At 66.5% G+C, this 13,850-nt stretch carries 8 protein-coding genes; all 8 read right to left on the reverse strand.

The annotated features are described in order from the left end of the window. Positions 1 to 166: 166 nt before the first annotated feature. The 8 genes from QH168_RS26580 to dnaA all read right to left on the reverse strand — a co-directional run bounded on the left by QH168_RS26580 (position 167) and on the right by dnaA (position 13,742). Positions 167 to 1,231, reverse strand: a complete 1,065-nt coding sequence (locus tag QH168_RS26580) for a DUF3566 domain-containing protein (protein ID WP_280468657.1) — start codon at positions 1,229 to 1,231, stop codon at positions 167 to 169. 36 nt (positions 1,232 to 1,267) lie between these two features. Beyond that, on the reverse strand, positions 1,268 to 3,778 hold the full coding sequence (gyrA, locus tag QH168_RS26585) for a DNA gyrase subunit A (protein WP_280468659.1): 2,511 nt from the start codon (positions 3,776 to 3,778) through the stop codon (positions 1,268 to 1,270). A gap of 51 nt (positions 3,779 to 3,829) precedes the next feature. Next, on the reverse strand, positions 3,830 to 5,884 hold the full coding sequence (gene gyrB / locus QH168_RS26590; RefSeq protein ID WP_280468660.1) for a DNA topoisomerase (ATP-hydrolyzing) subunit B: 2,055 nt from the start codon (positions 5,882 to 5,884) through the stop codon (positions 3,830 to 3,832). A gap of 307 nt (positions 5,885 to 6,191) precedes the next feature. Beyond that, on the reverse strand, positions 6,192 to 7,103 hold the full coding sequence (locus QH168_RS26595) for an alpha/beta fold hydrolase (protein ID WP_280468662.1): 912 nt from the start codon (positions 7,101 to 7,103) through the stop codon (positions 6,192 to 6,194). A gap of 151 nt (positions 7,104 to 7,254) precedes the next feature. Then, the gene (locus QH168_RS26600; RefSeq protein ID WP_280468664.1) at positions 7,255 to 7,821 is read right to left on the reverse strand and encodes a DUF721 family protein; all 567 of its coding nucleotides are present in this window, start codon (positions 7,819 to 7,821) and stop codon (positions 7,255 to 7,257) included. A gap of 353 nt (positions 7,822 to 8,174) precedes the next feature. Continuing rightward, positions 8,175 to 9,362 carry a DNA replication/repair protein RecF gene (gene recF, locus QH168_RS26605; protein WP_280468666.1) on the reverse strand — a complete coding sequence of 396 codons (1,188 nt, stop codon included), beginning with the start codon at positions 9,360 to 9,362 and terminating at the stop codon, positions 8,175 to 8,177. A 162-nt stretch (positions 9,363 to 9,524) separates the two neighbouring features. Next, on the reverse strand, positions 9,525 to 10,700 hold the full coding sequence (gene dnaN, locus QH168_RS26610; RefSeq protein ID WP_280468668.1) for a DNA polymerase III subunit beta: 1,176 nt from the start codon (positions 10,698 to 10,700) through the stop codon (positions 9,525 to 9,527). Between the two features lie 822 nt (positions 10,701 to 11,522). Further along, entirely contained in the window at positions 11,523 to 13,742 is a 2,220-nt protein-coding gene (gene dnaA / locus QH168_RS26615; RefSeq protein ID WP_432421174.1) for a chromosomal replication initiator protein DnaA, read from the reverse strand. Between the last annotated feature and the right edge of the window lie 108 nt (positions 13,743 to 13,850).

Below are 13,850 nucleotides of genomic sequence, written 5' to 3' on the forward strand. Positions count from 1 at the left end.
CCGACGCGCCGACTACGACCAAAACGGCTGGTAGAAGCGCTGCGGGCAGCATACGTATCCAGTACGCCCCACGCAGCTCCCGACATCGATTCGCGGCGGCCGCAGCAGACCACAGCGGCCGACACCGACCCCGCGAAGGGTTCGGTACCGGCCGCTGGGTAGTCCGCTAGTCCGGGTCGGCCAGGGTGACCTGGATACCGCCCACCAGATCGCAGCACTGGTTGTAGATGAACGTGCCGATGGTGGCCAGCGCGGTGAACAGCACCACGTTGATCAACCCGATGACGCCCGCGTATCCGAAGACGGTGCCCGCGTCGATCAGCCCGCTGGAGCTGCCGTTGTCCTGCGACACCATCTCGGTGAAGGTGTCGTTGAGCCGCTCCCACACGCCCATGCCCTCGAGCACGATGTAGAGCAGCCCGACCGCGAGCATCCACACGAAGAACAGCGCCACGCTGATGACGAGGGTGATCTTCAGCGTCGACCACGGGTCGATGCGGCGGATCTGCACGGTCGCGCGCAGCGGCTCACCCGCCACCGCCTGGGCGACCGCCACCGGAACCGCGGGTGAGACGGCCGTTGGGCCCGCCTTCGGCGGAGCCTGGTGCTCGGGTGGCAGCGGATGCCGGATCTCGGACAGATCCGGCATGTCCTTGGTCAGCTCGGGGCGGGAGATGCTGCGGGTCGGCCCGTCGAGGCCGACCGACTTCACCATCGCGGCTTCCTTGCGGGCCGCCTTGGCTGCGAGATCCGCGGTGGTGCGGGCATTGCTCACCCCGCCGCCGAGCCCGCCGGAGGGAGCTTGCGCCGGTCGCCCGGACGACACCGGCGTATGGCCGGGCCGCGGCAGATTGGACTGTGGTTCACGCTGCGGTAGCTGCGACCAGCCGTCCTGGTAGCGCGACTGACCGCCGCCATTGCCGCCCGGCGCGCCCGAATCGCCGTGCGGCGCTTCACCGGAGCCGTTCATCCGCACCGTCGGGTCGACGGGGTTACCGCCCTGGGCGGGCGCGGCCTTCGCCGCGCCCTCGGAGCCGAATTCGCCCTGCTTGTCAGTCTTCTCGCGCGACGCGGCGGCGGATTCGGGCTGATTCGCGCCAGCGGGCGCACCCGCGGGAGGTTCGGACTCCGGTCGTTGGATCGGCCGGGGCGGAATCGGTGACGGCGCGATCCGTTCGGTCACGCCGTTCGTCTGCTGCCGCTCGTCATTCGGCTGATTCGGAGTGGTCAATGCAATCCTCAGATCCGTTCGTTGCCGCCGCTGTGTCTATTGCTCGGAAGAATCGCTGGTGTCGTCGCCGACGATATCGGGCTCATCGGCGTTACGCGCGATCGCAAGCAAGGTATCGCCCTCGCCGAGGTTCATCAATCGCACGCCCTTGGTCTGGCGGCCTGCCTTGCGAACCTGCCTGGCTGCCGTCCGGATGACACCACCCCCGGAGGTGATCGCGTACAGCTCGTCGTCGTCGTCGACGATGAGCGCACCGACCAGCGTGCCACGCCGGATGTCGTACTGGATGGTCAACACACCCTTACCGCCGCGGCCCTGCGCGGTGTACTCCTCGATCGCGGTCCGCTTCGCATAGCCGCCGGACGTCGCGACCAGCAGATACGTCCCCTCGCGGACCACATTGAGCGAGAGCAGCTCGTCATCGGCGTTGAACCGCATACCCTGCACACCCGAGGTGGCGCGACCCATCGGGCGCAGCGCCTCATCGGTGGCCGAGAAGCGGATCGACTGCCCCTGCGCCGAGACCAACAGCAGATCCTCGGCCGCCGAGCACAGCACGGCACCGACCAATTCGTCATTGTCGCGCAGGTTCACCGCGACGATGCCTCCGCTGCGGTTGGAGTCGAAATCCGACAGCCGCGACTTCTTCACGAGGCCATTCTTGGTGGCGAGCACCAGATACGGGGCGTCTTCGTAGGATTTGATCCGAATGATCTGGGCGATCTTCTCATCCGGCTGGAAGGCCAGCAGGTTCGCCACATGCTGACCGCGCGCGGTCCGGCTGGCCTCGGGCAGCTCGTATGCCTTGGCCCGGTACACCCGGCCCTTGTTGGTGAAGAACAGCAGCCAATCGTGGGTCGAGGTGATGAAGAAGTGCCTGACCAGGTCGTCCTGCTTGAGACCCGCACCCTGTACGCCCTTGCCGCCGCGCTTCTGACTGCGGTAGAGGTCGGTCTTGGTGCGCTTGGCGTAGCCGGTTTCGGTGATGGTGACGACCACGTCCTCGCGGGCGATCAGATCCTCGTCGGCCACGTCGCCGTCGGCAGCGATGATCTTGGTGCGTCGTTCGTCGCCGTACTTCCCGACGATCTCGGCCAGTTCGTCGCGCACGATGGCGCGCTGCCGCTCCGGCTTCTCCAGAATGTCTTTGAGGTCGGCGATCTCGGCTTCGATCTTGGCCAGTTCATCGACGATCTTCTGCCGCTCCAGCGCCGAGAGCCTGCGCAGCTGCATATCGAGGATGGCGGTCGCCTGGATCTCATCGATGTCGAGCAGCTGCATCAGGCCGGTGCGCGCGGTGTCGGTATTGGCCGACCGCCGGATCAGCGCGATGACCTCGTCGAGCGCGTCGAGCGCCTTGACCAGACCGCGCAGGATGTGGGCCCGCTCCTCGGCCTTGCGCAGCAGGTAGCGGGTGCGCCGGACGATGACTTCCAACTGGTGCGCTACGTAGAACCGGATCATCTGATCCAGGCGCAGCGTGCGCGGCACACCATCGACGATGGAGAGCATGTTGGCGCCGAAGCTGGTCTGCAACTGGGTGTGCTTGTAGAGATTGTTCAGCACGACCTTGGCGACGGCGTCACGCTTGACCGTCACCACGATCCGCATACCCGCGCGGTCGGAGGACTCGTCGTGGATATCGGAGATGCCGCCGATCTTGCCGTCCTTGACCTGCTCGGCGATCGAGTTGATGAAGTTGTCGGTATTGACCTGGTAGGGCAGCTCGGTGATGACGATCGTGGTGCGGCCGCGGCTGTCTTCCTCGATCTCCACCACACCGCGCATGCGGATCGAACCGCGGCCGGTGGTGTAGGCGTCATGGATACCCTGCCCGCCGACGATCAACCCGGCGGTCGGGAAGTCGGGGCCCTTGACCCGCTCCATGCAGGCGGCGAGGGTCGACTCCTCATCGGCGTCGTGGTTGTCCAGCGCCCAGTAGATCGCCTCGGCCAGCTCGTTGAGGTTGTGCGGCGGGATATTGGTCGCCATACCGACCGCGATGCCATTGCTGCCGTTCATCAGCAGGGCGGGCACGCGCGCGGGCAGTACGGTCGGCTCCTGCGAGCGGCCGTCGTAGTTGGGGACGAAATCGACCGTCTCGTGGTCGATCTCGCGCAGCATCTCCATCGCCAGCGGCGTGAGACGGCACTCGGTGTATCGCATGGCGGCCGCGCCGTCGTTGCCGCGGGAACCGAAGTTGCCCTGGCCGTCGACCAGCGGATAGCGCAGCGACCACGGCTGGGCCATGCGCACGAGGGTGTCGTAGATCGACGAGTCGCCGTGCGGGTGATAGTTACCCATGGTCTCGGCGACCGGGCGGGCCGACTTCACATAGCCACGGTCGGGCCGGTAACCGTTGTCGTACATCGCGTAGAGCACGCGCCGGTGCACCGGCTTGAGGCCGTCGCGCACATCCGGCAGCGCGCGGCCGACGATCACGCTCATCGCGTAATCGATGTAGCTGCTCTGCATTTCGTTCTGGATGTCGACCGGTTCGATCCGGTCGCCCGCCCCACCGTTCGGGGGCAGCGTTGTCTCAGTCATGCGGTCTCCTTCAAAGGGCCTGGCGTGGAGGGGCGGTGATCACACGCCGGGCTACACGTCGAGGAAGCGAACGTCCTTGGCATTGCGGGTGATGAAACTACGACGCGCCTCGACGTCTTCGCCCATCAGAATGGAGAACAACTCGTCGGCCGCCGCCGCGTCGTCGAGGGTGACCTGACGCAGCACCCGGACCGCCGGGTCCATGGTGGTCTCCCACAGTTCCTTGGCGTTCATCTCGCCCAGACCCTTGTAGCGCTGGACGCCGTCGTCCTTGTTGATCTTCTTGCCCGCGGCGAGACCGGCCTCGAGCAGACCGTCGCGCTCGCGGTCGGAGTAGGCGAATTCCGGATCGGCGCGCTGCCACTTCAGCTTGTACAGCGGCGGCTGCGCCAGATAGACGTGCCCGTGCTCGATCAGCGGTCGCATGAACCGGAACAGCAGGGTCAGCAGCAGGGTGGAGATGTGCTGGCCGTCGACGTCGGCGTCGGCCATCAGCACGATCTTGTGATAGCGCAGCTTGGCGATATCGAACTCGTCGTGGATACCGGTGCCGAACGCGGTGATGATCGCCTGGACCTCGTTGTTCTTGAGGACCTTGTCGATACGCGCCTTCTCGACATTGATGATCTTGCCGCGCAGCGGCAGGATCGCCTGGTACATCGAGTCGCGGCCGGATTTGGCCGAGCCACCGGCGGAGTCACCCTCCACGATGTAGATCTCGGACTTGCTCGGATCCTTGGACCGGCAGTCGGCCAGCTTGCCGGGCAGACCACCCAGATCGGTCGCGCTCTTGCGGCGCACCAGCTCCCTGGCCTTACGCGCGGCGACCCGCGCCTGCGCCGAGGACACCGCCTTGTTCACGATGGTCTTCGCATCGGCCGGATTGGCCTCGAACCAGTGCGCGAGATGTTCGTTGCAGGTGCGCTGCACGAACGATTTGACCTCGGTATTGCCCAGCTTGGTCTTGGTCTGGCCCTCGAACTGCGGTTCGCTGACCTTCACGCTGACGATGGCGGCAAGGCCCTCACGGATATCGTCACCGGTGAGGTTGCCGTCCTTGTCCTTGAGCAGCTTCTTTTCCTTGGCGTACCGGTTGACCACGGTGGTCAGCGCCGCGCGGAAGCCTTCCTCGTGGGTGCCGCCCTCATGGGTGTTGATGGTGTTGGCGAAGGTGTGCACCGACTCCGAGTAACCGGAGTTCCACTGCATCGCGACCTCGAGCTCATGCCCGGTGCCCTTACCGGTGAACGCGACGACCGAGTTGTGGATCGCCTGCTTGGTCCGGTTGATGTGGCGGACGAAGTCCTCCAGGCCGCCGGGGTAATGGTAGGTGCGCGACTTCACCTTGTGCTGCGGCTCGGCACCGTCTTCGGCGTGCTTCGGCGCCTCCGCGGTCTCGCTGACCACCTCATCGGTGATCTCGGCATCGCTGACCCGCTCGTCGGTGAGGACAATGGTCAGGCCCTTGTTCAGGAACGCCATCTCCTGCAACCGGCGCGCGACGGTCTCGAAGTTGAACGACGTGGTCTCGAAGATGTCCGGGTCCGGCCAGAAGCGGATGGTGGTACCGGTGCGCTTGGTCGCCTCGCCCTGGGTGAGCTTGCCGGGTGTGGCGTCCTTGTAGTGCTGGCTCCAGTGGAAACCGTCCCGGTCGACCTCGGCCTCGAGCCGCGTCGACAGTGCGTTGACCACCGAGATGCCGACGCCGTGCAGACCACCGGAGACGGCATAGGAATCGGAGTCGAACTTGCCGCCCGCGTGCAGCTGGGTCATGACGACCTCGATGGTCGGTACGCCCTGCGCGTGCATGGCGACCGGGATACCACGGCCGTCGTCGACGACCTGGACGCCGCCGTCGGCGAGCATGGTCACCTCGACCCGGCTGGCGTAACCGGCCATCGCCTCGTCGACGGAGTTGTCGACCACCTCCCAGATCAGGTGGTGCAGACCGCGCTCGCCGGTGGAGCCGATGTACATGCCGGGACGTTTACGGACGGCTTCGAGCCCCTCGAGAACCGTGATGGAGGAGGCACCGTAGTCCTTGTTGCCCGCCTTACCCGAAGACGCCTTGGTCGAGCCCGATGCATTGGAGTCGTTGGCAGCCACTGGTCGGTAGCTCTCCTTACTTGCTGATCCTCGGCGCGGCGTCGCCAAGCACACGGAAGGGCCGGATCCTGAGCTGGTCGAGATTCACGGTCCACCGCGCGGGCTGTGCGGAACGCGCCGAAGGTATCGCCGCTAGTTACGTCACCATCCTACTGGTACGCCCAAACTACAGTGCACCTACGACACCCCTGACGGCTACGAGAATGCAAGAAATCGGATCACGACGGGTCCGATCCGCCGTCCGACGGTTTCGATCCATCAGGGTTGGCGTGAGAGTTGTGTTGCGGTTCGCCCCGCCGCTGGACCTTCAGGCCCGTGCCGGGGCGCCGACCCGATCGACGAACTCCGCGGTGAGCCGAGCCAGATCGGCCGGATGCGACAGCGGCGACCAATGCCGGGCGGCGATCTCACGCATCGTCAGGTCCGACACCCAATTATCCGCCTCCGCGTGCACCACCGGACGCACCGCGCGGTCGCCTGTCGCAACGATCACCTGGACCGGGAGATCGATCGGACGTGGGCGCGGATTGCCGAGCCGCGGCCGGATATTGGCACGGTAGAGCTTCAGGTTGTTGATCATGTCGGCCCGCAACGTCGGCGCGGGACGCACCAGCGCGGGATCGATACCGTCGAAGAAGGCCAGGAAGCGCGGCCAGCGGCCGGACAAACCGCGCAGCACCGGATCGGGCAGGCCGGGGATCTGGAAGGCGACGGTATAAGCCGAGGCCACGCCCTGGGCGATCGAGTTGCGCAGCCGGGCGAAAGAGAACGGACCGCGCAGGTACGCGCCGAGGAAATCGAGATTCGGACCCGAGACCGAGGTGAACGACGCGATGGCCGCGGCGGCGTCGGGCATCGATGCCAGCTCCCAGCCGATCACCGAACCCCAGTCGTGCCCGAGGACATGCACTCGTTCACCGGGCGCGACCGCGGCGGCGACCGCGCGCACATCGGCGGCCAACTCCTCGATCCGATAGGCGGCCACCTCGGTCGGGACAGTGCTCGCCCCCGCGCCGCGGTTGTCGAACGAGATCACCCGGTACCGCGCGGCGAGCGTGGTGGCGACGCCGTTCCACAGGGTGTGGGTATCCGGCCAGCCGTGCACCAGGATGATCGGCGGACCGGACGGGTCGCCGCATTCGAATACCGCGAGTTCGATATCACCGCGGCGGACCGTTCGGGTCGGCTGGGCGGGGAATGGCTCGGTGGCGGCGGTCATCGACTTCACCTTTCGACAGGGGGCGGCCCGGTGGACCGGGATCGGCACACTGTTCCACGTGAAACCGCTGTTCGCAGCGATGGTCGGACGTCAGCGACCGGCAAGCCGGTTCAACGTAACACCGAGTACCACATACTGGCCAGATTCCGGCTCAGCCGTAGGTGTCGCGCGGTCCGCGACCTTTGATATGCCGCTCGCCCTTACGCCAACTGGGCGCGGCCGGACCGGAGATCCGCACCGAGGTCACCGCGCCCTGCCCCACCGCGGCATTGATCTTGGCCAGGATCTGCGCCTGCAACATGCGCAGCTGCGTCGCCCACGCGGTCGATTCGGCGGCGATGCTGAGCACACCGTTCTCCAGTTTGACCGGCGTGGCGTGGCTGGCGATGTCCTCACCGACCACCCCGGCCCAGCGGCCGAACACCATGCCCTCGGCCACCTTGGTCGACCAGCCCCGACTCTTCGCGATCGAACCGGTCAGCTTGGACAGCATCTGTGGATCGCGCTCATCGGGCCGCGCACCCGACCATCCGGTGCGGCGCCGCGCCCCGGTCCGCAGCCCGCGACGCGGCGAGGAGCGGCCCTGACCGACCGATTTCCCGCTGGCCTTGGCGGCGGCCCGCGCTTCCTCCAGCGCCCGGCGGGCCAGGTCGATGCCACGCAATTCGGGTTCCGGTGCGGGGTTCGTGGCGCCCGATGCTTCCGGCTGATCGGTCATCGCTGCTCCGTTCGCCTGGTCGAGTTGTCCCCAGTTATGGATAGTTGTCCCCAGGGGTCGACACGCACTGTGCAACAAGCTGTTCCATGGCGGTCCCGAGATGAAGTAGCACATCGGAGTAGGTCATATCCCCAGCTAGATGCCACTTTTTCGATCTCCGCGCGGACGCCGGTCGCGCCATTCGTGAAGTTGTGGAAGCTCGGCGTGTCACCCGATTCCCCCAAGTTATCCACAGGCTGTTGACAACTTGGGATCGATGCGAGCGACCAGGTGCGGAGCTTCGCGAACATGGGAGAACTGTACGGCAGCGGGCCTGTGGCGGGCCGGATGGCGAGCGGTGAGCGGCGCATCGATCAGCCCGCGGCCGAGGAGTCGACGGTGTGGATGATCCGGGAGGTGCGGTGGTCGGCCGCACCGGTGGTCTCGACCCGCAGTGTGGTCGCCGACAACTCCGCCGGGACGTCCTCCGGCACCGCAGCGGTGATCAGCACCTGCTCGGCACCGGCGGCGACCGAGGCCAGCGCGGTGCGGCGGCGGCGGTCGAGTTCGGCGAAGACGTCATCGAGCAGCAGGACCGGATCGGTGCCGCCCGCACGCAGCAGTTCGAACGAGGCGAGCCGAAGGGCGAGGGCGAACGACCAGGATTCGCCGTGGCTGGCGAACCCCTTCGCGGGCGCGGCGCCGAGCATCAGCTCGAGATCGTCACGGTGCGGGCCCACCAGGCACACCCCACGCTCCAATTCGCGCGGCCGGGCGGCGGCGAGTTCGGCCAGCAGGATCGCCTCCAGCTCCCCCGCATCACCGGGAGCCGGTGGACGCGCCGGGTCGACGAACTCCTCCGGCAGCGCGGCACTGCGATAGCCGATGGCGGCGGGCCGCGATTCCGGCGCGATCGAGGCATAGGACTCGGTCAGATGCGGCGACAGATCGTGCACCAACCGCAACCGCTCGGCCAGCAGCACCGAGGCGTGCGCGGCCAGATGGCCATCCCAGACGTCGAGGGTGCCGAGATCCGCGCGCGAGCGGGCCTGTCTGCCCGCACTCTTCAACAGTGCCGATCGCTGCCGCAACACCCGGTCGTAGTCGGCGCGGACCGCGGCCAGGCGTGGGAGTCTGGCTGTGCACAACTCGTCGAGGAACCGCCGCCGTTCCCCCGGATCGCCACGCACCAGGGCCAGATCCTCCGGCGCGAACAACACCGTGTGCAGAATCCCGAGGATCTCCCGTGGCCGGCGCACCGGCGAACGGTTGATCTGTGCGCGGTTGGCGGCGCCCTGATTGAGTTCGAGGTCGATGCGCAGTTCGCGACCGGTGTTCACCACGGTGGCGCCGATCCTGGCCCGTTCGGTGCCGATCCGCAGCAGCGGCGCATCACCGGAGACGCGATGGGAGCCGAGTGTGGACAGATAGCCCGCTGCCTCGAGCAGATTGGTTTTACCGTTGCCGTTTGCCCCCAGGAAAACCGTTCCGCCTGTGGATAACTCGATATCGGCGTGCTCCCAGGACCGGAAGTCGCGCGCGGTCAGAGTTCGGATGAACATGGGCTCAGCTCGCCGGATGGTATGTCACAGCCGTATCCACACCTGTGGACAACTGTGCTTGTGCCGCACCGTGTTTCGATACCGATCCGTTCCGATGAACCGAAACGTCGCATCGCACGGCAGGTTTCGGGCTCCTGCTGGCACCGACGGTCACGCCCGTGCTCAGCCCGGGAGCCGGACCGGCATCAACAGGTAGATGTAGGAGCTGTCCAGGGCGGCGAACGAACCGGAGTCCAGCGCCTGCGGCTCCTCCTCGGCCGCGGGCAGCAGCACCGCGGGACGACTCGGGGTGGTGAACCCGAAGGTGACCCGATCCGAATGCAGCGCCGAGAGCCCGTCGATCAGATAGCCGGGGTTGAAGGCGATGGTCAGCGGTTCACCACGGAAATCGGCCTCCAGCCATTCCTCGGCGCGGCCCGCATCGTCGCCACCCGCGGACAGCAGCAGCCCCTCACCGGAGAACTCCAGCCGCACCTGAGCGCCGCGCTCGGCGACGAGGGCCACGCGCTTGATGGCATCGGTGAGGGCGGCGACCTGCAATGTCGCGAGCGAGGTGTGCTCCTTGGGCAGCAACTGACGGAACTTGGGGAATTCCGCGTCCAGCAGGCGCGTGGTGGTGCGCCTGCCCGCATTGACGATGCCGAGCAGACCGTCGGCGCCCGCTCCGGTGCCGAGCGACAGTTGCACCGGCGCATCGGTGGCGCCGAGCGTCTTGGCCGACTCCGACAGGGTGCGCGCCGGGATCAGCACGGCGGTTTCGATATCGGTGCGGCCGGGCTGCCATTCGATATGCCGTACGGCGAGCCGGAAGCGGTCGGTGGCCGCCAACACCACCTGGGGGCCTTCGATCTCCACGCGGATGCCGGTGAGCATCGGCAGCGTGTCGTCGCGGCCAGCGGCGACGGCGACCTGGCCGACCGCCTCGGCGAAAACATCGGCGTTGAGTTCACCGCTCTGCTGCGGCACCTCGGGAAGCTGTGGATAGTCCTCGACCGGCATCGTTGGCAGGGAGAACTTGGCGCTACCGCAGCTGATCAGCACGCGGGTGCCGTCGACGGAGACATCGACCGGCTTGTTGGACAGCGCCTTGGTGATATCGGCCAGCAGCCGCCCGGAGACGAGCACCTGGCCCGGCCCTGCGACCTCGGCAGCGACCCGCATCTGCGCGGAGACCTCGTAATCGAAGCCGGACACCGTCAGCCCGTCCTCGTCGGCGACCAGCAGCACACCGCCGAGCACCGGGACCGGAGGCCGGGACGGGAGGCTGCGTGCCACCCAGGCGACGGATTCCGCGAAATCCTCACGGGCGACCCGAAACTTCATGCTCGAAAGCTCCATCGCCCGATCTGTCCTCTCCCGGTTCCGTGATCTAGCAGCGGCCCGACGATGTCGTCGGCCCCCTGTCGGCTGGTCAGCGTTGGTTCTCGAAAGACGTGCTGTCGCGGCCGCCTTCGAAAGTGTGGCACAGACGACCGACAACCAAACGGTACCGCGTGCGAGCCGGGCGCCGGGCCCGACCCTCCGGTCCGACTCGTGCGCTCTGCTGTCCGGCTCTGCCTTTCTCTGCTTCTCCTTGCTGGTGTGCCGGACCCGATGCGGAAGCCGAGCCTGCCCGACCGACTTTCCACACACCCTGTTTTGAAGAGAGATCTATGAGAAGAAGAACTGAAGTAGTAATAGGCCCTGTGGATTCTGTGGAATGTGAACGTTTTCGCAGGTCACAGGGCGTGGTGGGGTGGGGATGAGTGTTGAGTGCCTCGAGGATGAACAGCGGGTGCCTGTGGACGGCCGAAGTTTGTCCCACATCTATCCACCGTTGATCCTCGAGTTGTTCCACCGGATTCACCGAGTTGTTCACACATGTGCACCGGACGGTGGACAACCGGTGGATTCCTCGAGGAGTCCACAAGGATTCCTCGAGGAATCCACAGGGACAACTTCGCAGATCGCCTGGTCAGTGGCTGTGGAGGCAACACCCTGTGGACTCTGTGGATAGCTTGCCTGTGTGCGAACGCGCGGCACCCACCCCGCCGGGCTGTGCACAAAACGGTGGATAACCATGGGATTCCTCGAGGAGTCCACAGGAATTCCTCGAGGAATCCACAGCCCCTGGACATGGGTCAGCCCAGGTCAGCGACTTTCACAGGCTGTGGATGCAGATCAGCGCGAACGCTGTTTGATTCGGGCTGTGAGTTCTTGGACCTGGTCGTAGACCCGGCGCCGTTCGGTCATCTCCTTGCGGACCTTCTTCTCCGCGTACATGACCGTGGTGTGATCGCGCCCGAACGCCTGCCCGATCTTCGGTAGCGACAGATCGGTCAGCTCGCGGCACAGATACATGGCGATCTGTCGGGCCTGAGCCAGCGGACGGGCCTTACCGGGGCCGGTCAGCTCTTCGAGGGTGGTGTTGAAGTACTCCGCGGTGACGGCCATGATCGTGGCCGCGGTGATCTCGAGGGCCGCGGTATCGGGCATCAGATCGCGCAGCACCACCTCGGCCAACGGCAGATCCAGCGGTTGACCGTTGAGCGAGGCGAACGCCGTCACCCGGATCAGCGCACCCTCCAGTTCACGGATATTGCGTTCGACCCGGCTGGCGATGAGTTCGAGCACATCGTGTGGAACGTCGAGGCGATCCATCCGTGCCTTCTTGCGCAGGATCGCGATCCTGGTCTCCAGCTCCGGTGGCTGCACATCGGTGATCAGGCCCCATTCGAACCTGGTCCGCAGCCGCTCCTCCAGCGTGGCCAGCTGCTTGGGCGGCCGGTCCGAGGACACCACGATCTGCTTGTTGGCGTTGTGCAGGGTGTTGAAGGTGTGGAAGAACTCTTCCTGGATACCTTCCTTGCCCTCGATGAACTGGATGTCGTCCACCAGCAGGATGTCGGTCTCGCGGTAGCGACGTTTGAACGCCACCTTCCGGTCGTCGCGCAGGCTGTTGATGAAGTCGTTGGTGAATTCCTCGGTGGAGACGTATTTGACCCGCATCCCCGGAAACAGCCGCTGTGCGTAGTGCCCGGCCGCGTGCAGCAGATGGGTTTTGCCCAGGCCGGAGGCGCCCCATACGAACAGCGGGTTGTAGGCCCGCGCCGGAGCCTCCGCGATGGCGACCGCCGCGGCGTGCGCGAAACGGTTGGACGCACCGATGACGAACGTCTCGAAGGTGTACTTGGCGTTCAAGCTCGCCGATGACGTCTGCGGCGCCGGCGATTCCTGCGATTTGGCGAAATAGGTCGGCCAGGAGTCACGCACGTTGACCACGGGTTCGTCGTCGTGATCGCGCTGACCGTCGCCGACCGGTTCGCGGATGGTGTCGTGCGCGGTATCGCGGATCGGCTCGTGCGCGGCGGCGGACACCTGCTCCTCGGCCGGGCCGGGCTCGCGCAGGTCGGCGGTGACAGGTGCGCGTGGCGCGGGCTCCGGCGTGAACAGTGATTCCTGTCCCGGCGGCACCGACTCGCGGCGGGCGGCGGGCGCGGGCTCACGGCGGGGCGCGGGTGCGTTCTCGGCCGCGGCCGAATCGTCACGTTCGGTGTTCGGCGCCGGGTATTCGCCGCGCGGGGCGTATTCGGGACGGCGGTAGTCGTCGGCGGGCCGGTATTCCTGATCGGATCGGCGCTCGACCGCCTCACCGAAGTCCGAACCGTACTCGGGCCTGCCGTAGTTCTCCCGCTGTTCGTAACCCTCCCCCGCGCCGTAGCCACCGGTCTCGGCGCGCCCGTAGCTATCGGGCCGATCGAATTCCTGGCCCTGTGGATAATCCTGGCCGGGCGGGTAGGTACGTCCGGCCGCGTAGTCGGCGCTGGGATAGTCGGGGGCGTAATCGTTGCCCGCGGCATAGCGCGGCGGGCTGAACTCGCCGCGGTCGGCGAACTCCGCATTCGGATACTCGGGCCTGCGGGCCTGTTCGCGCGGACGTTCCGGGCGGCTGGTCATCCTGGCGTGCCGGGGCGGTGCGCTCGGACGTTCGGCGCCCGGCGTGGCCGGTGCCGCGATGCGCACCCCGAGACCTTCGACCTGCGGGCCGAGCCGCCGCGCGAGCGAACGCAGGATCGGTTCACGCAGATCGCGTTCGATCGCCTCCTGGGCCAGCGACGACGGGACCGAGAGCAGTGCGAAACCCTGCGCAACCGTCAACGGTTTGACGAGCTTCAACCACGCCTGCTGTGCGCGGGAGACCGACGGGATGGCACCATCGGGAGAGCCGGTGGTGAGTTCGGCGACAACCTCCGGCCAGACGGTAGCCAACACGTTCTGCTCGTCGTCCATGCAGTGTCCTCCCCGGAAATTGGTCGATGGGAGCAGACGGCCGGGGTATGCAAGACGTCTACCGTGGTGGTTCGATCCGATCCCGCGGGTCCGTGACCGGTTCGGTCGCATCCCGGAATCGCGGTGTTCCCGGTGGCGGCGCGGCACCGTCGGCCTCACGAATATGCCACTCACGGGGTCTTTCCACACAATTATCCACAGATGTGGAGAACTCCTGTG

The organism is Nocardia cyriacigeorgica (assembly GCF_029868385.1).
In the GTDB taxonomy this organism is placed as follows: Bacteria; Actinomycetota; Actinomycetes; order Mycobacteriales; family Mycobacteriaceae; genus Nocardia; species Nocardia cyriacigeorgica_F.

Excerpts from the sequence above, each read along its gene's own strand:
- gyrA (WP_280468659.1), bottom strand. The coding sequence starts at position 3,778 with ATGACTGAGACAACGCTGCCCCCGAACGGTGGGGCGGGCGACCGGATC.
- QH168_RS26595 (WP_280468662.1), bottom strand. The coding sequence starts at position 7,103 with ATGACCGCCGCCACCGAGCCATTCCCCGCCCAGCCGACCCGAACGGTC.
- QH168_RS26600 (WP_280468664.1), bottom strand. The coding sequence starts at position 7,821 with ATGACCGATCAGCCGGAAGCATCGGGCGCCACGAACCCCGCACCGGAA.
- recF (WP_280468666.1), bottom strand. The coding sequence starts at position 9,362 with ATGTTCATCCGAACTCTGACCGCGCGCGACTTCCGGTCCTGGGAGCAC.
- dnaN (WP_280468668.1), bottom strand. The coding sequence starts at position 10,700 with ATGGAGCTTTCGAGCATGAAGTTTCGGGTCGCCCGTGAGGATTTCGCG.
- dnaA (WP_432421174.1), bottom strand. The coding sequence starts at position 13,742 with ATGCGACCGAACCGGTCACGGACCCGCGGGATCGGATCGAACCACCAC.